The sequence below is a fragment of the Chryseobacterium sp. CS3K3.1 genome (genome assembly GCF_059515165.1).
In genome coordinates this window covers 23,777-44,018 of sequence record NZ_JCAKRV010000016.1, presented here as the reverse complement: position 1 = coordinate 44,018, position 20,242 = coordinate 23,777, and the positions used below count along the sequence as shown (strand labels likewise).

The window sequence follows — 20,242 nt, the reverse complement described above, 5'->3', positions numbered from 1 at the left end:
AGGCTTATAAACACTAAGGATTTTTATACACAATAATTATTAAAGAGCCTTTTATTCAACAACTAATATTAAAATAATAATTATGAACCGATTTTATTTCAATAAAAGCAATAGAGCAGCACTGTTTTTTGCAATGACTCTATTGCCTTGCGGCATAGCATATTCACAGGTTAAGAAAGATACAGTAGCTAAAGAAAATAAAATAGATGAAGTTGTTGTGATAGGATATGGAACCCAGAGAAAAGAAGCTGTAACAGGTTCTGTAGCCACTGTAAAAGGAGATGCCCTGCGTGAAGTACCTTCTGCCAACATTACCCAGGCATTACAGGGAAGAACGGCAGGGGTAGATATCTCACAAACCTCCACAAAACCGGGGGCTGCCATGCAGATCCGTATCAGGGGAACACGATCTCTGACAGGAGATAATAACCCGCTGATTGTATTGGATGGTATTCCTTTCGTAGGGTCACTGGGAGACATCAGCTCAAGTGATATCAAAAGTATTGACATCCTGAAAGATGCTTCTGCTACAGCTATCTACGGGTCCAGAGGAGCAAACGGTGTTATCCTCGTTACCACCAACAGAGGAGCAAAAGGGCAGAGGCCCAAATTCAGTTATAATACCTTTACAGGAGTCCAGACATTGTTTTCAAAATATCCGATGATGGATGGTCCTAAGTTTGCAAAACTGCGTGCTTATGCCATTCCTGCAGGAAATACGACACCTTTGTATTCCAACGGAGCTGATGAAAATAACAGCGTCAATACTGACTGGCAGAGCCTGTTTTATAAACCGGCGATGATGACCAGTCACGATGTAGGGGTTTCAGGAGGAACAGAAGGTGGAAATTATAATGTAGGATTGTCCTATTTTAAACAAAATGCATTAATTCCTATTCAGAGTTACGAAAGATTCGCCCTGAGAATGGCGATTGACCAGCAGGTAGGATCTGTCTTTAAGTTTGGTTTTACAACCAATACAAACTATTCTGTTTCTGAAGGAAATGGGGTAAACCCAGGAGCTGTTTTAGGATATTCTCCTATTGCTAATCCTTATAATGCGGACGGAACTCCCAAAAGAGTAATGAGTACAGCTGGCGGTATCGATCAGACATGGATTTATACCAGAAGAAGCCTGGAGAGCCTGGCGGAGAAATATATTGACGAAACCAAATCTTTTGCATCCTATAACAACCTTTACGGAGAAGCCAGCCTTCCAATCAAAGGATTAAAATACAGGTTAAATGTAGGGTTGGATTTCCGTACTTCAAACAGCGGAAACTATAGTGGTGTAGGAGTCTTCAATACAAACCCTCTGGGACCGTCAGCTGCAGGAAGAGGGAATAACCAGACCTACCACTGGGTGTTGGAAAACCTTTTAACGTATGACCGTACATTTGGTAAACATAAGGTAAATGCTGTAGCTCTTTATTCAGCAGAACAGAATAAGTATACAAGCTCATACATGAGTGCAAAGAATGTTCCGGCAGACTTTTTCCAGTATTATAATTTAGGACAGTCGCCTCAGGCTGATATTACCGTAAGACCTGAAGACCAGGTGTACTGGAAAACCGGCCTGCTTTCAGCGATGGGAAGAATCATGTATACGTATGATAACAGGTACATGCTTACAGCGACACTTCGTGCCGATGGATCTTCCAGACTGGCACCGGGTAACAAATGGCATACCTATCCCGCATTATCACTAGGATGGAATGTTACCAACGAATCTTTCATGCAGAATATCAAAGCAATTAATCTCCTTAAATTCAGAGCCGGATGGGGACAGACCTCCAATCAGGCAGTGGATCCATATTCTACGATGGGAAGATTTAACGTTGCTCCTTATAACTACGGAAGTGCAGGAAGTACAGGGATCTATGGAAATCAGCCACCTAACCCAAGCCTGGGATGGGAATATTCAAAAACACAAAACTACGGAGTAGATTTCGGGATTTTGAACAACCGCCTTACAGGGAGTGTGGAGTATTACAAAACCCATACCTATGACCTGTTAACACAGAAAAGCCTTCCGGCATCAAGCGGATGGTCTTCCATTGTTTCCAATGTAGCAGAAACAGAAAATAAAGGAGTTGAAGTTTCTTTAAACGGGGTTATTTTTGATAATCCGGATGGATTTACCTGGGAAGCAGGAGTTAATTTTTACACCAATAAAAACAAAATTTTATCGCTTGCATCCGGAACACAACGTGACATCAATAACTCATGGTTTGTAGGACATAATATCAATTCATTGTATGATTATCAGTACATCGGTCTTTGGCAGGCTGGTGACCCGTATCAGAGCATTCTGGAGCCGGGAACTGCTGCGGATGTTATAGGATCTATCAAGGTTCTTTATACCGGAGGCTATAATGCTGACGGAACTCCGGTAAGAGCAATTGGACCGGATGACAGACAGATTTTTGATACGGCTCCGAAATTCCAGGGAGGTTTTAATATGCGCTTTGCCTACAAAAATTTTGAACTGAGTACAGTAGGAGCTTTCCAGCACGGAGGAATCCTGGTGAGTACGATTTACGGATCAGCAAGTTATCTTAACAGATTAACGGGAAGAGGGAATAACGTGGATGTAGACTACTGGACAGAAGACAATACAGGAGCTTATTTTCCACGTCCGGGGCGCCATCTGAGTGGTGATAATCCGAAGTATTCTTCAACTTTAGCCATGTTTGATGCTTCTTATCTTAAGCTTCGTACCATTACTTTAGGATATAATGTCAACAAAGATTTTTTAAAGGATCTGAAAATTACCAGCTTAAGAATTTACTTCACCGTGACTAATCCTGTTGTACTATTCTCACCGTATCATAAGTTCTCAGGGATGGATCCGGAACCGAACTCTTTCGGAAATGAAAATCAGGCGGTAAGCGGATATCAGAGCCGCCAGCTTGTTATAGGAACCAATAACCCTTCCACAAGAAATTACTTAATGGGACTTAACTTAACCTTTTAAAACTGTATTGTCATGATAAATTTTAATAAAAAACTGTTATTAGGAGCAATCTTTTTATCCTTAACATTTACAGGTTGTAATGAAATTCTTGATGAACAGCCAAGATCAATATATACCGCTGATTATTTTAATACGCCGGATGGTGTTAATCAGGGATTTACGGCTTTATACAGACAGATGAGATTACTGTATGGCAACGGCTACTTTATGAGCAATTGTCAGAACGGAACTGATGAATCTACCTGGGCACAAAGTGCGGATGGAAACTTCAAAGAATTGGATATGTCCGGAAACGGGATTATCAATTCCAATACCTTTCCTACAAGTATGGTCTGGAACTCCGTATTTCCGTATATCAATACTGCCAACGGAATTATTGAAAAAGGACCAGGATTCGGAATTGCAGAATCTATGATTTCTGAAGCCCGTTTCTTCCGCGGATTTTACTACTTCATGCTCGTACAGACCTATGGAGGAGTTCCTCTGGATTTAGGAGCAGGAGAATTGAAATATAACACTTTACCTTCCACCTCTTCCGTAAGAAATACCGTACCGGAAGTATATACAAAAACGGTTTTTGCTGACCTTAAAAAAGCAATAGAAAATTTACCTGCATCACCAAGGGTAACGGGAGGTGTAACCAAAAATGTTGCAAGATTGATGCTTGCCAAAGCTTACCTTACTTATGGATGGTGGCTGCAGAATCCAAACGGAATTCCAACGTATCCTGAAACAGCAAGAACTGACCCGGACGGACACAATGCCCAGTGGTATTTCCAGCAGGCTTATGATATCGCCATGGAAGGAATCAACAATCCCGGACCTTATGCGCTTCAGCCTACTTTCTATGATGTGAATGTAGGTTCCAATGACAGGAATGCCGAATCGATGTTGTATGCAGATCATACTCAGTCGAGCACATACTATAACGAAAGTGATCCTGTAGGATTCGGATCAGGCTGGGCTCCGGACAATTTTGCAGCATGGATGCAGACCTGGAACTATACTGCCATCAAAAGTAGTAGAACAACAGCATGGTTAGGGGCAGACGTTGTTAGCCCCGTACAGAGAGAAGCATCACAGCCTTTGGGACGTCCTTGGGTTCGTATGTGTCCTACTTTAGGGGTTATTAAAAATACTTTTGCAGATAAAACCAACGATTCCCGTTATGACGGAACCTTTGTAACCACTTACAGAGGAAACTGGAACAAGAATGGAACGGGTCTTACGACAGTACCTGTACTTTATAATGCCAATAATCTGCCTGTACAGCCAGGAGGAGCTATTTTAAGCTTCCTTAATGATGACAGCCAGACTCCTTCTTATCCTACGGGAGCAGGGCAAAGTGGTGTGGGAGCAGGAACTCTGTCAGGAAGAGCAGACTGGGTCATTGCACCGAACGGAATCAGCAGAATTGTATATCCTGGTCTTTGGAAAATAGGAACTTACCGTACCGATGATCCAAATGGATTAGGATATCCGAATGCAGGATTAACCCGTCCTTTCAGTGTTGCCAAATTTTCAGAATTCTATTTTATTGCTGCAGAAGCAGCTGTAAAAGGTGCTTCAGGAGCTATGACAGCCAGAGATCTTATCAACGTCATCCGTGCCCGTGCCGGAAAATGGAAGTTCAATAATGCACAGAATACCGCTTATGTAGCAGATAACAGTGCAGCGATGACGGCTGCTACGCCATCTGTAATTACCATTGATTATATCCTTGCAGAAAGATCCCGTGAATATTACGGAGAATTCTACAGATGGTATGATCTGGTACGTACACAGAAGTGGGGAGATTATGCGGCAAGTTATCAGATTGGAGGAGCTTCTTATGGAGATCATGCTCCGCAAACAGTTACTAGAACGATAAAACCATTTCATTATCTGAGACCGATTCCTCAGAATCAGATTGATGCGATGGAAGTATCGGCAGATATTAAAGCAAAATATCAGAATCCAGGATACAATTAATTTCATTCTACATTCATATCAGTAACAGAGTAGGTGTGAAAAGCACCTGCTTTGTTTATCTGAATTAAATTTTAAAACTATGGAAAAAACCTGGCGTTGGTTTGGCAAAAAAGACAAAATAGCACTCACCATACTTCGTCAAATAGGAGTAGAAGGAATTGTTTCTGCCCTGCACGATATCCCAAACGGAGAAATCTGGAATTCAGAGGCCATCAATGATTATAAAAACTATATAGAAAGCCACGGACTTCGCTGGTCTGTTGTGGAAAGCCTTCCCGTGAGCGAAGCCATCAAATATGGAGGCGAAGACCGTGACTCTTTAATAGAAAATTATATCATAAGCCTGGAAAATCTGGGTAAAGCAGGTGTTACAACAGTTTGCTACAACTTCATGCCCGTTCTCGACTGGGCACGTACCGACCTCTTTCACGAATGGGAAGACGGTTCATCCTCACTTTATTTTGACAAAGCCAAGTTTGCATACTTCGAAATTCATATCCTTAAAAGAGAAGGAGCAGAAAACGATTATGACCCGGAAATCCTTCAAAAGGTAAAAGAATTAAAAAATACCTTAACGGAAAAAGATAATCATGACCTGATAGACTCAGTCATTGTAAAAACACAGGGTTTCGTGAATGGAAATATCAAAGAAGGCGAATTGAATCCTGTAGAAAAGTTCAAAAGTCTGCTGGCTTTGTACGATGGTATAGATAAGCATCAGCTTCGTCAGAACATGAAATATTTCCTTGAAAAAATAATGCCTGTCTGCGAAAAATGGAATATCCAGATGTGTGTACATCCTGATGATCCGCCTTTTTCATTACTGGGCTTACCCAGAATAGTGACCAATGAAGAAGATATCGACTGGCTTCTGAAAGCTGTTGATAATCCTCACAACGGATTAACATTCTGTGCCGGATCTTTAAGCGCCAACCTTCAGAATGATGTTCCAAAGCTTGCGCAAAAATTTGCCCACAGAACCAGATTCGTTCACCTGAGAAGCACAAATGTCTTTGAAAATGGTGATTTTATCGAGGCTCATCACCTGGGAGGAAGAGGAAAGCTCATTGAAGTGATCCGTGTATTCGAAAAAGAAAATCCTGATCTTCCGATGAGAATTGACCACGGAAGACTTTTAACAGAAGATGTTGACAAAGGTTATAATCCAGGTTATTCATTTTTAGGAAGAATGCTGGCATTGGGCCAGATCGAAGGAGTAATGGCTGCAGTACAGTCGGAATTACAAAAAAATTAATCTGCGTTTGTAATAAATAATAAAAAGTAAAATGAAAGACCTGTTTAGTATTGAAAACAAAGTAGCAGTCATCACAGGGGCTTCGGGCGTTTTAGGAGGCAGTCTTGCCAAAAGTTTTATAGAAGCCGGAGCAAAAGTTGTTGCACTGGGAAGAAACCAGGAAACACTGGAAGCCCGGGTAAAAGAACTGACAGATTTGGGCGGGGATGCACTTGCTGTAGAAGCCAATGTGATGGATATTGAAAGCCTTGAAGCCGCTTCAGTGAAAATAAAGGAAAAGTATGGCCGTATTGATATTCTGCTTAATATAGCGGGTGGAAATATTCCGGCAGCCACCTTATCTCCCGAACAGTCATTTTTTGATATGAATATAAAAGGATGGGCAGAGGTTACCGATCTTAATATCAACGGAACCGTTTACCCTAGCTATGTTTTCGGAAAAGTAATGGCGGAGCAGGGGAGCGGAAACATTATTAATATTTCTTCCATGGCTGCGTATTCAGCAATTACAAGAGTGGCCGGATATTCTGCCGCTAAATCAGCAATTACCAATTTTACCCAATGGCTGGCCTCTGATCTGGCATTGAAATTTGGAGATAAAATACGCGTTAATGCCGTGGCTCCCGGATTTTTCATTGGAGATCAGAACCGTGCAATCCTTCTGAATCCGGATGGAAGCTTAACGGAGAGAAGCAAAAAAGTAATGGCGAAAACACCGATGCAGAGATTTGGAGAAGTAGAAGAACTGAACGGGGTTGTACAGTTTCTGTGTTCCGATGCTGCAAGTTTCATCACAGGAGCATTGATTCCTGTTGACGGAGGTTTCAGCGCATTCAGCGGAGTATAAAAGCTAATTTCTTCATATCATCAAACAGGACCTTAGTGGTTTCATTAAGGGTTCTGTTTTTAAATGTAGACACCTAAGTGTTGTGAAAATCTTTGATTTTCATCTTATGTGAACTTTTCTGCATAAGCATAATTGAAGTGTTCTAAAAACAAAGCTTTTGTGACTTTTGTGGTTTTGCAGAGCTTAAACAAGTTAATTAAATCCAGGATTGTAAAAATAAATAATGAGTAATTCCATTAAAAATAAAAACGTTTTCGGAGAATTGTTTTTGCTTGAATCAGCAAAGGCAGAGAATCTGTATTTCGGATATGCCAAAGACATGCCGGTGATCGATTATCACAATCATCTGGAACCGGATGTTATTTCTGCTAATCAGAACTTCCGTTCTCCAAACGCTATCTGGCTGGATGGTGACCATTATAAATGGAGAGCCATGAGAAATTTTGGCATTGATGAACAATTTATTTCCGGAAATGCTTCTGATCACGAAAAATTCATGAAATGGGCAGAAGTGGTGCCTTATACGCTTCGCAATCCGCTGTTTCACTGGACCCATCTGGAACTCAAAAATCCTTTTGGTATCAACGAATATTTATCACCCAATAATGCAGATACGGTATATCATCAGATGAATGAAAGTCTGCAGACAGACGGCTTTTTACCACAATCCATCATTCAGAATTTTAAAGTAGAAGCGTTGTGTACTACGGATGATCCTGCAGATGATCTGGTTCATCATAAAGCTTTAAAAAGCAGCAGTTTCCAGACAGCTGTTCTTCCGGCTTTCCGCCCTGATGCTTATATTAATATGATTAATTCCGAACAGTATCTTTCAGGAATTAAAAAGCTTGAAAAAGTCTGCGGGTTTTCCATTGTGTCAGCTTCTGATCTGTTGAATGCACTTCAGTCCAGAATCAATTATTTTGTGGAAACAGGAGCAAAAGTAGCGGATCACGGCTTTGAATATTTCCCGGATACCACAAAGTGGAGTCCAAACCTTGAAAAAGAGTTTTCAGAATTCCTGAAAGGGAATATTCCGACATTTTCCGATCCGGATGCCTTATGCGGTTATATGCTGAAAGAGCTTTGCAAAATGTATGCAGAAAAAGGCTGGGTACAGCAGTTTCATGTAGGGGCAACCCGAAACAACAATTCAGAAATGTTCAGGAAAATGGGTGCCAATGCAGGATACGATGCCATTGGAGAACCCTATTATGCACAGCGGTTGAGTGTTTTACTGGATGCATTGAATTCAGAAGGAAAACTGGCCAAAACCATTATTTACAATCTGAATCCGGCATGTAATGAAGTTCTGGCAGCCCTTGCCGGAAATTTCAACGAAGGAGGCATAAAATCCAAAGTACAGTTTGGAGCAGCCTGGTGGTTTCTCGATCAGCTCGACGGGATGACCAAACAGATGAATACACTTTCCAATATCGGTCTGATCAGCACTTTTGTCGGAATGCTTACCGATTCCCGGAGCCTGCTGTCATTTTCAAGACACGATTATTTCAGAAGACTTTTGTGCAATCTGTTCGGAAGTGAAATGGAAAGAGGTCTTCTTCCCGATGATGAAAAATGGGTAGGAAAGATCATTCAGGATATCTGTTATCATAATACCAAAAATTATTTTGAAATCTAATACCATGCAGGACTCGGTGAAAATACTATGTTTCGGGGAACTGCTCCTCCACTTTGCCCCGGATTCCGAAGGAAACTGGCTCAATGAGCAGTCTCTGAAGATGTATGTGGGCGGCGCTGAATATAATGTGGCAGCAGCACTTTCCCAGTGGAAGAATCCTGTGAAATTGCTTTCAGCTTTACCGGAAAATTTCGTAGGAAACCAGCTGGAGTCCCAGCTTAACAATAAAGGAATAGAAGTCCTTGCAGAAAAAACTCAAGGGAGAATAGGAACATTTTATCTTTCTTCTGATGGAGATATGCAGAACGCTTCAGTGGTGTACGACCGCTTTCCGTCTGTTTTTACCCAGTCAGATTTTGAAACTTTCAGTGATGATGAGATATTTTCAGGAGTAAAATGGCTGCACATCAGTACTATTACACCTGCTCTGAGTGACAACGCATTCCGCAAATGTCTGCAAATCATGAAAGAAGCCAGAACAAGAAATATCACGGTTTCCCTCGACCTGAATTACAGAGCGTTGCTTTGGCAAAATCAGAATCCTCACAAAATTAAAGAGCTGATGCCTTTTGTGAATGTCCTTATGGGAAATATCTGGTCTGTGGAGCAGTTCCTGAATATTCCTGTTGAATATGAGCTTAATGGAAAGTTTGATGATGAAAATCTTCTGAAACAGGCCGAAAAAACAGCATTGGAAATCAGAAGACAATTCCCGGAGGTGGAAAAAGTTGCAAATACCTTCCGCTTTACAAACGGAAACCGGGTCAATTATTTTGCCACCTTATTTACTGATGAGCTTTTGATTTCGGAAAAATATAACTCAGATACCATTGAAGAAAGGGTAGGAAGCGGTGATTCTTTCATGGCGGCCTTGATTCATGGAATTCTAAAAGGAAATTCTGATGAGCAAATCCTGGAAGATGCGACAAAAGTTGCTTTTAAAAAGCTTTTCATAAAAGGAGATACCATTGATGAAAGCATTAATATCGAAACATTATGAGTGAAATAGTACTAAAGATAAAAGATCAGAAAATCGTTCCGTTGTTTTATAACGAATCGTTTGAAGTCTCAAAAAATATCGTAAAAGCTTTATACGAAGCAGGAATCCGTGTGATAGAATACACCAACCGCGGCCATCAGGCATTGGAAAATTTCACTAAGCTGAAAGAAATTTCCCATACAGAATTTCCTGGTCTGTTGTTAGGAATCGGAACGGTAAAAAACATACAGGAAATGGATGATTATGCTAACGTAAAAGCAGACTTTATCATTACACCTGTTATCAATGAAGCACTGGTGAAACATGCTCTCGAAAAAAATATCATTCTGATTCCGGGCTGCTTTACCCCTTCCGATATCAATATTGCCTATCAGAATGGATTGACACTCGTTAAAATATTCCCGGCAGATGCTTTAGGGAAGAACTACATCAAATCGGTGCAACCTGTTTTTCCGGGAATGAATTTTATGCCAACCGGAGGAATTCATGCTGAAACTGAAGATATCAGAGAATGGCTCAATGGAGGCGCCATAGCGGCAGGGTTGGGAAGTTCCCTAATTGGAAAAGATTTTAATGAAGAAGAACTGACAGTGAAAACAAAAAAATTATTACAACAACTTAATCAATAACTCAATGCAGGCTCCTCAAAACCGTAATATAAGATGGTGGATGCTGTCTCTTGTCTTTCTCGCCACTACGATCAATTACCTTGACCGTCAGGTAATGGGTTTGCTGAAACCTGTGCTGGAAAAAGAATTCAGCTGGGATGAAAAAGATTACAGCTATATCGTCATGGCCTTTACCACGACATATGCCATCGGTTATATGGCGATGGGAAGGTTTATAGATAAGGTAGGAACCAAAATCGGGTATGCGGTTTCCCTTATTGTATGGAGTTTGGCCTCTATAGGACATGGTTTTGTAAAAAGTACCATTGGGTTTATCATTGCGAGAAGTACCTTAGGCATCAGTGAAGCAGGAAATTTTCCTGCTGCCATCAAATCTGTGGCCGAATGGTTTCCCAAAAAAGAAAGAGCACTGGCAACGGGAATTTTTAACTCGGGAGCGACGGTGGGAGCGATTTTGGCGCCGCTATTGGTTCCGTTCATTCTTGGGCATTACGGCTGGAGACAGACCTTTGTATGGATTGGTGCTTTGGGCATGGTCTGGATTATTCTTTGGTGGAAATTTTATACCGTACCGGAAAAAGCCAAAAATATCAGCAAGGAAGAATTGCAGTACATAAAAAGTGATCAGGCTGAAAAAATAGATGAGAAAACCAGAATTCCTTTATCGGAATTACTGAAATATAAAGTAACATGGTCATTTGCCATCGGTAAAATGTTAACCGATCCTATCTGGTATTTCTTCATGTTCTGGCTTCCGGCGTATTTCTCGGATGTATTCAAGATGGATTTAACAAAACCATCCCTTCCATTGATTATTATTTACAGCGGAACTACCATCGGAAGTATTGGCGGAGGTTATCTCTCATCATTTCTGATCAAAAAAGGCTGGGCCATCGGAAGGGCCAGAAGCATTACAATGTTATTATTTGCATTAATGGTTGTTCCGGTCATGTTCTCAAAATATGTAGATAATATGTGGATGATCACGATCATCATTGCCTTGGCAACAGCTGCGCATCAAGGATGGGGAGCCAATCTTATGACTACGGTCGGAGATCAGTTGCCTAATAATTATGTCAGTTCTGTCATTGGTTTTGGCGGAATGCTGGGCTCAGCGGCAGGAATTATTTTTCCGCTTTTTATCGGAATTGTTCTCGACGCTTTTAAAAAATCAGGAAACATCAACGGGGGCTACAACATTATATTTTTCATAGCCGGAATATCCTATGTTACAGCCTGGGGATTGATTAAAATAATCAACCGCAAGAAAACCTTATAAAAACTATATAAATAATGATCTGTAATCGATTATAATAATAAAATATGATACCCATTGCTGAGTGTAACGCCCTTGCGAACCTTATTAAGGATGTAGTTAAAAAATTTGCGGACTTAGCGTTAAAAAGAACAACACCTATTCAAAAATATACATTTTAAAAACTATAAAAAAAGAATAACAATGAAACAGAATATAATGAATTTAGCTTTCTTCAGAAATAAAACGAATATCCTTGCAGCAGCTGCTTTGCTCTCGGTGACTTCGATTTCTGCCCAGACATTCTCAGACTTTAATTACCATGGAAACGATAAAATATATAATGACAATCCTCTTAAACCGGACGAATTTTATTCTCCGATTTTACAGGGCTGTTATCCCGATCCAAGCATTACCAAAAAAGGCGACGATTATTACCTGGTAAACTCTTCTTTCTCAATGTTTCCGGGCGTTCCGATTTTTACGTCTAAAGATCTGGTAAACTGGAAACAGGTGGGACACGTTTTGGACAGGCCTTCACAGCTTAAAGTTGAAAATTCGGGCGTTTCGCATGGAATTTATGCACCGGATATCAAATACAATAAGCATAACGATACTTTTTATATGATTACTACCCAGTTTGCAGGTGGTATCGGAAATATGGTCGTAAAAACCAAAGATCCGTCAAAAGGATGGAGCGAAGTTCAGAAACTGAATTTTGAAGGTATTGATCCCTCTGTTTTCTTTGATGATGACGGAAAAGCATATATCGTTCACAATGATGCTCCGCCGAAAGGTACTGAGCAGTACAACGGCCACCGTGTTATTAAGATTTGGGACTATGACCTCGAAAAAGACCAGGTAGTTGCGGGCTCGGATAAGATTATTGTAAACGGAGGCGTGGATCTTTCCCAAAAACCCATCTGGATTGAAGGTCCCCATATTTACAAAAAGAACGGAAAATATTACCTGATGTGTGCAGAAGGCGGAACCGGAGGCAACCATAGCGAAGTGATTTTTATGGCAGATTCTCCGAAAGGACCGTTTGTTCCCGCTAAAAATAATCCAATTCTTACACAAAGATATTTTCCGAGAGACCGAAAAGAAAAAGTGGATTGGGCAGGTCACGCAGATTTGGTGGAAGGTCCGGACGGACAATGGTATGGTGTATTTTTAGCAATTCGTCCGAATGTCAGCAACCGGGTTAACAAAGGCCGTGAAACGTTCATTCTTCCTGTAGACTGGAGCGGAACGTATCCAGTTTTCCAAAATGGCCTGGTTCCGATGAAACCAAAATTGAAAATGCCACAAGGCGTTCAGAACCAAACCGGGCAAAGCGGATTTTTCCCGAACGGAAACTTTACCTATAACGATAAATTAACCGATAAAAATCTTGATTTCCGATGGATTGCGATGCGCGGACCGCGTGAAAGCTTTATTACGGTTACAAAAAACGGTGTAAAAGTAAACCCTTTTGCAACCAATATCAAAGCATTGGCCCCGGTTTCGGCATTATTCCACAGATTACAGCACGAAGATTTTGAAACCTCTGTAACCTTGGATTTTAAGCCTAAATCAGGAAAAGAGCTGGCAGGAATTACCTGTTATCAAAGTGAAACATTCAATTATGTTTTCGGAATCACAAAAAAAGATAAAGATTTCTACATCGTATTGGAAAGAACGGAAAAAGGACAGTCAAAGCTGATTGCCAGCGAGAAAATTTCATTATCCAAACCGGTTAAATTGCAGGTTGTTGCTGATAAAGATCAACATAGCTTCAATTATTCTTTGGACGGCAAAAACTTCAAAAATCTTGGTGGACCCGTTTCAGGAGATATACTTTCCACTGATGTAGCAGGAGGTTTTACAGGAAGCCTTATCGGGCTTTACAGCACCTCTTCCAATGATATTATACCGAATTAAGTTAGTATTAACAATGTCACACTGAGCTCGTCGAAGTGTTTCCTTCTAAAATTGAAATAGAGTAAAACCAAACATCACAGTACATTTTGAAAATCAAAAAATCTTATATAGTTTCTTTATTGGGATTTATCGGGCTGAATCTTCTTTCAGCCCAGGTAAATCCTTCCGGAAAACAGAGTACAGCATTTACAAATCCCATCATCTGGGCAGATGCGCCGGATCTATCCATTACCAGAAACGGAAATGATTTTTACCTGATCAGTACCACCATGCATCTGATGCCCGGAGCTCCGGTAATGCATTCCAGGGATCTGGTACATTGGGAAATGTCCGGGTATGTTTTCGATACTTTGAATGACAACTCAAAATATGATTTATTGAACGGAACCGTTTATGGAAGGGGCCAATGGGCTTCCTCAATCCGCTATCATAAAGGGAAATATTACGTTTTATTCTCTCCGAATGATGAACCTTTCAAATCTTATTTCTATGTGACTGATGATCCCGAAAAAGGAAAATGGAAACTCATTACCAGAACACGGCATTTTCATGATGCTTCACTGTTTTTCGATGATGATGACAAAATATATGTTTTCACCTCCAACGAGGTTTTTGAACTGAGTCCTGATTTTAAAGAAGTGATCGGAAACCCGGATGGAACTGAGGTATTTCAGAAAGATGCCTCGGAGACCGGACTTCTGGAAGGAAATCAGATCATCAAAAGAAACGGAAAATATTATATGATGATGATATCCTGGCCAAGAAACGGAAAACGCCGTCAGGTAGTCTACAGGGCAGATAAAGTGACAGGTCCTTACGAGAAAAAAGTAGTTCTGGAAGATAATTTTTTAGGATTTTCCTATGCAGGACAGGGCGCTTTGATAGATGATAAAAACGGAAACTGGTATTCCCTTATTTTCCAGGACAGAAATGGAGTAGGACGCGTTCCGCTGCTGCTGCCCGTTCAATGGGAAAATGACTGGCCGGTACTGGGAGATAACGGAAAAGTTCCTTTGAAAGGAGAAGTTCCGCTTCCACCGTTCAAACCCAAAAATCATTTGGTGGAAAGCGATGAATTCTCTGATAAAACAATGAAAATCCAGTGGCAATGGAATCATAATCCGGTGAATGAAGCCTGGTCTTTATCCGAAAGAAAAGGCTTTCTGAGACTGAAAACCAGCAGAGTGGTAGACAATCTGTATGCAGCACCCAATACTTTGACCCAGAGAATGGAAGGTCCGACTTCTTCAGCACTTGTCGCTATGGATCTTACAGGAATGAAAGATGGAGATGTAGCGGGTTTCAGTGCCTTCAACGGGGATTCCGGGATTTTGTCAGTAGTGAAGGAAGGTGGAGAAAGATTCATTGTTTTTTCAACCAACGAAGTGAGCCTGGACAATAAAACAAAAGCCATTACTGGAGTTAAAAAAGAAGAAAAAAAACGGATTCCTCTTAATTCTGATAAGATTTTCCTCCGTATTGATGCTGATTTTAACCTCGGGAAAGATCTTGCAGACTTTTATTACAGTACTGATCAGAAGAACTGGACGGAAATGGCAAAAGATTACAAAATGATCTTTGATTACCGTAGATTTTTTATGGGATCGAAATTCGCAGTTTTTAATTATGCCACTAAAAATACCGGAGGATTTGTAGATGTGGACTTTTTCAGAGTCAGTCAAGCTGGAAAATAAGAATCAGAAGCAGATAAAAGTCTGCTGTAAATAGATAGAATTAATGTTAGGTTGTTTGAACCTAACATAACCACAAAAGGCACAAAAGCTTTCATTTTAAAACACTTGAGTTCACTTAAGTAAGTTTAAAATGATTGTGTAAAAAAGTTCACATAAGATGAAAATCAAAGATTTTCACAAAACTTAGGTGTACTTATTACACATGAAGTTTGGCTCTGAAAAGATTAAAGTGTTTAAAACTTTTGTGCCTTTTGCGGTTAAAAATAATCAATTATAAAACTTTAAAACAGCCTTGCTATTATTTTTTTATCTGGAATAATAAGTGTAAAAAATACAAATAAAAATCATGAATAAATCAGTTGTATGGGCTTTAGGACTTGTTTTGTCGGGAATGTTCGTTTCCGCACAAACCTTTGATCAACAGGCGCCGCAGGGTTTCGATGTGGAAAACGCTGCTGTTTCCCACGGGAAAATTGACACGATTCAATATCCGTCAAAAACTGTTGGAACAACAAGAAAAGCTTTGATTTACACACCACCGGGATTCAAAAAAGGTGAAAAATATCCTGTTCTTTATCTTCTTCACGGCATCGGCGGGGATGAAAAAGAGTGGTTTAATCAGGGAAAACCCAATATTATTCTGGACAATCTGTATGCACAGGGAAAACTGCAGCCGATGATTGTTGTACTTCCCAACGGCCGTGCGATGAAGGATGACAGAGCAACGGGAAATATAATGGCTCAGGATAAAGTTGAGGCCTTCGCAACTTTTGAAAAAGATCTGCTGAATGACCTGATTCCGTTTGTAGAGAAAAAATATCCGGTTAAAAAAGACCGTGAAAACCGTGCTTTGGCAGGGTTGTCAATGGGAGGCGGACAGACACAGAATTTTGCTTTCGGAAACATTGATAAGTTTGCCTGGCTGGGCGCATTTTCTTCTGCACCCAATACAAAAGAGCCCAATAAGCTTTTACCCAATCCACAGGATGCGTTAAAGCTGAAGCTGATTTTTATTTCCTGCGGTGATGCAGACGGGCTGATGCCTTTCAGCAAAAGAACCAGCGATTATCTGAGAAAAAATAAAATCCCTCATATCTTTTATATAGAACCAGGCGGTCACGATTTTAAGGTTTGGAAAAATGATTTATACATCTTTTCACAGCTGTTGTTTAAGCCTGTTGACAAAACTAAGTTTGAAGGATTTACCGTTTTGGGAACTCCTGCAGCAACCAATATCAGAAATGCCCGGTATCCTCAGATCCTTCCGGACGGAAGAGTGATGTTCAAAGTGAAGGCACCGGAAGCACAGAAAGTTCAGATCGATTTAGGGAAAAAATATGACCTGAAAAAAGATGCTGATGGCTTCTGGACAGGTACAACTGATCCGCAAAGCGGAAGCTTCCATTATTATTCCCTTCTGATTGATGGTGTTGCGGTTGCTGACCCGTCCAGCGAAACATTCTACGGAATGGGAAGGTATGCCAGTGGAATAGATATTCCTTTCGAAGGAGATGATTTCTATGCATTAAAAGACGTCCCTCATGGAGATATCCGTATTAAAAACTTCTATTCCAAAGTTACCAATTCCTGGAGAAGAATTTTTATTTACACGCCACCGGGTTACGACCAGAATCCTGCTGAATCTTATCCTGCACTGTATATTTTACATGGCGGAGGTGAAGATGAAAGCGGTTGGGCGAACCAGGGCAAAACCAATCTGATTCTGGATAATCTGATTGCAGAAGGAAAAGCAAAAAAAATGATCATCATTATGCCGGATGCGAATATCGGGCAGGGCGGAATCCGGAACTTTGGAGAACGCAATCTTCAGATGTTTGAAAAAGAACTGAAAGAATCCATCATTCCGTTTGCCGAATCTAATTACAGGATAAAAAAAGGTAAAGAAAACCGTGCGTTGGCAGGACTTTCCATGGGTGGAATTTATACGCTGTATGCCGGAATTCAGAACTCTGATATGTTTTCCGGTTTGGGAGTTTTCAGCTCAGGATATATGTTACCGATGCTTCAGGATGTTGCCGATAAACAGTACAAATTTTTAAATGAAAATAAATCTGCTTTTTCATCCAGTATCAGAAATTTCTGGATTTCAATGGGTGGAAAAGATGATATTGCTTATGAAAACGGTCAGAAAATGTTGAAAGAACTGGATAAAACCGGAATTAAATATACGTACACAGATTATCCGGGAGGTCATACATGGCCGGTTTGGAGAAATAGTCTGCATCAGTTTGCCCAGGTACTTTTTAAATAGTAAAGTGACTTAGACTTATAAAACCACAAAAGTCACAAAAGCTTTTATTTAAGCCACTTGAGTTCACTTAAGTAAGTTTAAAAATGGTACCGCAGAAAAGTTCACATGAGATGAAAATCAAAGATTTTCACAAAAACTTAGGTGTACTTATTTACGCATAAAGCTTGGGCTTTGAAAAAACTTAAGTGTTTAAAACTTTTGTGCCTTTTGACTTCGTCGAATCTTCGATTTGTGGTTAAAAATAATGAATATAAAAGTTGCAACAGCTTCAATGTTTTAAGGTAATGATATAATAATTCAAATTTAAAATGAAATGAGCTTTACAAAGATGAACATCAAAACTTCCATTATTACAGTCATCATGTTTTCCGGAATGGTAAATGTCAGTGCGCAGTCTTATCAGAAAACAGATTCAGGATTGAAGTTTTTCGCTGATCATATGAATGTTGAAGTGAAATTTTATGGAGAAAATAAGATCAGGATTATTAAATATCCCGCCGGAAAATCATTTGTCAAAAATAGTTTGTCGGTCATTAAACAGGAGCAGAAAATCAAATTCTCAGTTTCAGAAAAAAATAATATTATTTCATTAAAAACAAATGACCTTCTGCTTTCCATTAATACTAAAAATGGAGTGATCACCTATACATTGCTATCCGGAAAAGAGCTTTTGAAAGAAACCGCAAATGATTTCAAACCATTTAACGATGCTGGAACGCAAACTTATTCCGTAAGACAGGATTTTCAGCTTGAAAAAGATGAACCAGTTTACGGTCTGGGAATTCTGCAAAATGGAAAAATGTCCCAGCGGAATACCGATGTAAAAATGATTCAGAATAACACATGGGATTTTGTGCCTTTTTTCCAGTCTGTAAAAGGATATGGCGTCTTTTGGGACAACTATTCGCCGACACAATTTACGGATACGCCTCAGAAAACATCCTTTTCATCAGAAGTGGGAGATGGTATTGATTATTATTTTATCTACGGTAAAAATGCAGATGGAGTAATTGCCGGAATGCGTGACCTTACGGGAAATGTACCGATGCTTCCTTTATGGACATATGGCTACTGGCAAAGCAAAGAACGTTACAAAAGCCAGGATGAACTAACAGAGGTGGTTAAAAAATACCGTGATCTGAAAGTTCCTTTAGACGGAATTATACAGGACTGGCAATACTGGGGAAATAATTATCAGTGGAACGCCATGGACTTCATCAGTCCCGACTTTCCGGATGCTAAAAAAATGGTACAGGAGATCCATGATATGAATGCCCATCTTTCAGTTTCCATCTGGTCGTCATTCGGGCCAATGACCAGGCAATACCGTGAAATGGATTCAAAGGGAATGCTTTTCAATATCAGTACATGGCCTGAATCAGGCCGTGATGTCTGGCCTCCGGATATGAATTATCCTTCCGGTGTCCGTGTTTATGATGCGTACAATCCTGAAGCCAGAAATATTTATTGGAAATATCTGAACAAAGGTATTTTCAGCCTGGGAGTAGATTCCTGGTGGATGGACTCAACAGAACCCGATCATCTCAGCCAGAAATCAGAAGACCTGGACACTAAAACCTACCTTGGCTCATTCAGAAAAGTAAGAAACGCATATCCGCTGATGACAGTAGGCGGTGTTTACGATCATCAGCGTGAAACCACTGGTGATAAAAGGGTTTTTATTTTAACAAGATCAGCTTTTGCAGGCCAGCAGCGATATGCCGCCAACACCTGGTCCGGAGATGTCAATTCTTCCTGGGAAACATTGCGCAAACAGGTACCGGCAGGATTGAATTTCAGTCTTACAGGAAATCCGAATTTCAACTCTGACATCGGTGGTTTCTTTGCTGGTACTTACAAAAGAAATGGAGGTTCAAAAAATCCAATGTTCCAGGAACTGTATGTCCGATGGCTGCAGTATGGAACCTTTACGCCAATGATGCGCTCTCATGGAACCGATGTTGCGAGGGAAATTTATCAGTTTGGAAATAAAGGAGACATTGTGTATGATGCAATAGAAAAATTCATCAGACTGCGTTACAGTATGTTACCTTATATCTATTCTGTTTCCCATGATGTTTCAAAAAACGGGTCAAGCTTTATGAGAGCCCTTTCCATGGATTTTCCTTCAGACAGAAAAACATGGGATATAAATAACGAATATCTTTTTGGAAAATCATTGCTGGTGGCGCCGGTTCTCAATGCCCAGTATACTCCTGAAAAGACAGTTAAAACCGATGAAAATGAAGGCTGGAATAAAATCGACGGCAATAAGGATAATTCGGTTTCCAATATAGATTTTACTCAAAATAAAAGCGTGAAAGTTTACCTTCCGGAAGGAACAGATTGGTTTGATTTCTGGACCAATGAAAAATACAGTGGAGGAAAAGAAATTCAGAAATCTGTTAATCTTCAGACTATTCCTTTGTATGCAAAAGCAGGAAGCATCATTCCGTTGGGGCCTGATGTACAATATGCCACTGAAAAAAAATGGGATCATCTTACCATAAAAGTTTATCCGGGAAGCGATACCGATTTCATTGTATACGAAGATGAATTTGATAATTATAATTATGAAAAAGGTGCCTATACAGAAATACCTTTTCACTGGAACGAAAAATCAAAAACACTCACGATAGGTGACCGGAAAGGTAAATACAAAGGGATGATTGAGACAAGGAGTTTCAACCTGATTCTTCCTGATGGCCGACAGAAAACGGTAAGTTATTCAGGGCAAAAAACAGATATTCATTTTAAATAAACTTAAAATATTGAAT

The 20,242-nt window shown here is 40.1% G+C and carries 12 protein-coding genes; all 12 read left to right on the top strand.

What is annotated here, in order from left to right; translation table 11 throughout:
* Positions 1 to 82 precede the first annotated feature (82 nt).
* The 12 genes from AC5YGI_RS15340 to AC5YGI_RS15285 all read left to right on the top strand — a co-directional run bounded on the left by AC5YGI_RS15340 (position 83) and on the right by AC5YGI_RS15285 (position 20,226).
* A complete protein-coding gene (locus AC5YGI_RS15340; protein WP_330746052.1) occupies positions 83 to 2,977 on the top strand; it encodes a SusC/RagA family TonB-linked outer membrane protein in 2,895 nt (964 codons plus the stop codon).
* Between the two features lie 12 nt (positions 2,978 to 2,989).
* On the top strand, positions 2,990 to 4,948 hold the full coding sequence (locus AC5YGI_RS15335) for a RagB/SusD family nutrient uptake outer membrane protein (protein ID WP_330746053.1): 1,959 nt from the start codon (positions 2,990 to 2,992) through the stop codon (positions 4,946 to 4,948).
* 79 nt (positions 4,949 to 5,027) lie between these two features.
* Positions 5,028 to 6,203 carry a mannonate dehydratase gene (gene uxuA, locus AC5YGI_RS15330; RefSeq protein ID WP_496168924.1) on the top strand — a complete coding sequence of 392 codons (1,176 nt, stop codon included), beginning with the start codon at positions 5,028 to 5,030 and terminating at the stop codon, positions 6,201 to 6,203.
* Between the two features lie 31 nt (positions 6,204 to 6,234).
* Positions 6,235 to 7,050: an SDR family oxidoreductase gene (locus AC5YGI_RS15325; protein ID WP_496168923.1), complete on the top strand. Its 816-nt coding sequence runs from the start codon at positions 6,235 to 6,237 to the stop codon at positions 7,048 to 7,050.
* A 223-nt stretch (positions 7,051 to 7,273) separates the two neighbouring features.
* Positions 7,274 to 8,692, top strand: a complete 1,419-nt coding sequence (uxaC, locus tag AC5YGI_RS15320) for a glucuronate isomerase (RefSeq protein ID WP_496168922.1) — start codon at positions 7,274 to 7,276, stop codon at positions 8,690 to 8,692.
* Entirely contained in the window at positions 8,682 to 9,692 is a 1,011-nt protein-coding gene (locus AC5YGI_RS15315) for a sugar kinase (RefSeq protein ID WP_496168921.1), read from the top strand. Before uxaC ends, AC5YGI_RS15315 begins: the two co-directional genes overlap by 11 nt.
* Entirely contained in the window at positions 9,689 to 10,321 is a 633-nt protein-coding gene (locus AC5YGI_RS15310) for a bifunctional 4-hydroxy-2-oxoglutarate aldolase/2-dehydro-3-deoxy-phosphogluconate aldolase (protein WP_496168920.1), read from the top strand. The genes AC5YGI_RS15315 and AC5YGI_RS15310 overlap by 4 nt, the downstream gene beginning before the upstream one ends.
* A gap of 4 nt (positions 10,322 to 10,325) precedes the next feature.
* Positions 10,326 to 11,600 carry an MFS transporter gene (locus AC5YGI_RS15305; protein ID WP_330746059.1) on the top strand — a complete coding sequence of 425 codons (1,275 nt, stop codon included), beginning with the start codon at positions 10,326 to 10,328 and terminating at the stop codon, positions 11,598 to 11,600.
* A gap of 180 nt (positions 11,601 to 11,780) precedes the next feature.
* Positions 11,781 to 13,499 carry a glycoside hydrolase family 43 protein gene (locus AC5YGI_RS15300; protein ID WP_496168919.1) on the top strand — a complete coding sequence of 573 codons (1,719 nt, stop codon included), beginning with the start codon at positions 11,781 to 11,783 and terminating at the stop codon, positions 13,497 to 13,499.
* A gap of 86 nt (positions 13,500 to 13,585) precedes the next feature.
* Positions 13,586 to 15,193 carry a glycoside hydrolase family 43 protein gene (locus tag AC5YGI_RS15295; RefSeq protein WP_496168918.1) on the top strand — a complete coding sequence of 536 codons (1,608 nt, stop codon included), beginning with the start codon at positions 13,586 to 13,588 and terminating at the stop codon, positions 15,191 to 15,193.
* 346 nt (positions 15,194 to 15,539) lie between these two features.
* Positions 15,540 to 17,465 (top strand): alpha/beta hydrolase-fold protein, encoded by a 1,926-nt coding sequence (locus tag AC5YGI_RS15290; protein WP_496168917.1) that lies wholly within the window; start codon positions 15,540 to 15,542, stop codon positions 17,463 to 17,465.
* Positions 17,466 to 17,778: 313 nt separating this feature from the next.
* On the top strand, positions 17,779 to 20,226 hold the full coding sequence (locus AC5YGI_RS15285) for a glycoside hydrolase family 31 protein (protein ID WP_496168916.1): 2,448 nt from the start codon (positions 17,779 to 17,781) through the stop codon (positions 20,224 to 20,226).
* Positions 20,227 to 20,242: the final 16 nt, after the last annotated feature.

Coding starts and splice junctions, on each gene's coding strand:
- uxaC (WP_496168922.1), top strand. CDS start 7,274: ATGAGTAATTCCATTAAAAATAAAAACGTTTTCGGAGAATTGTTTTTG.
- AC5YGI_RS15335 (WP_330746053.1), top strand. CDS start 2,990: ATGATAAATTTTAATAAAAAACTGTTATTAGGAGCAATCTTTTTATCC.
- AC5YGI_RS15310 (WP_496168920.1), top strand. CDS start 9,689: ATGAGTGAAATAGTACTAAAGATAAAAGATCAGAAAATCGTTCCGTTG.
- AC5YGI_RS15290 (WP_496168917.1), top strand. CDS start 15,540: ATGAATAAATCAGTTGTATGGGCTTTAGGACTTGTTTTGTCGGGAATG.
- uxuA (WP_496168924.1), top strand. CDS start 5,028: ATGGAAAAAACCTGGCGTTGGTTTGGCAAAAAAGACAAAATAGCACTC.
- AC5YGI_RS15340 (WP_330746052.1), top strand. CDS start 83: ATGAACCGATTTTATTTCAATAAAAGCAATAGAGCAGCACTGTTTTTT.
- AC5YGI_RS15285 (WP_496168916.1), top strand. CDS start 17,779: ATGAGCTTTACAAAGATGAACATCAAAACTTCCATTATTACAGTCATC.
- AC5YGI_RS15325 (WP_496168923.1), top strand. CDS start 6,235: ATGAAAGACCTGTTTAGTATTGAAAACAAAGTAGCAGTCATCACAGGG.
- AC5YGI_RS15300 (WP_496168919.1), top strand. CDS start 11,781: ATGAAACAGAATATAATGAATTTAGCTTTCTTCAGAAATAAAACGAAT.
- AC5YGI_RS15305 (WP_330746059.1), top strand. CDS start 10,326: ATGCAGGCTCCTCAAAACCGTAATATAAGATGGTGGATGCTGTCTCTT.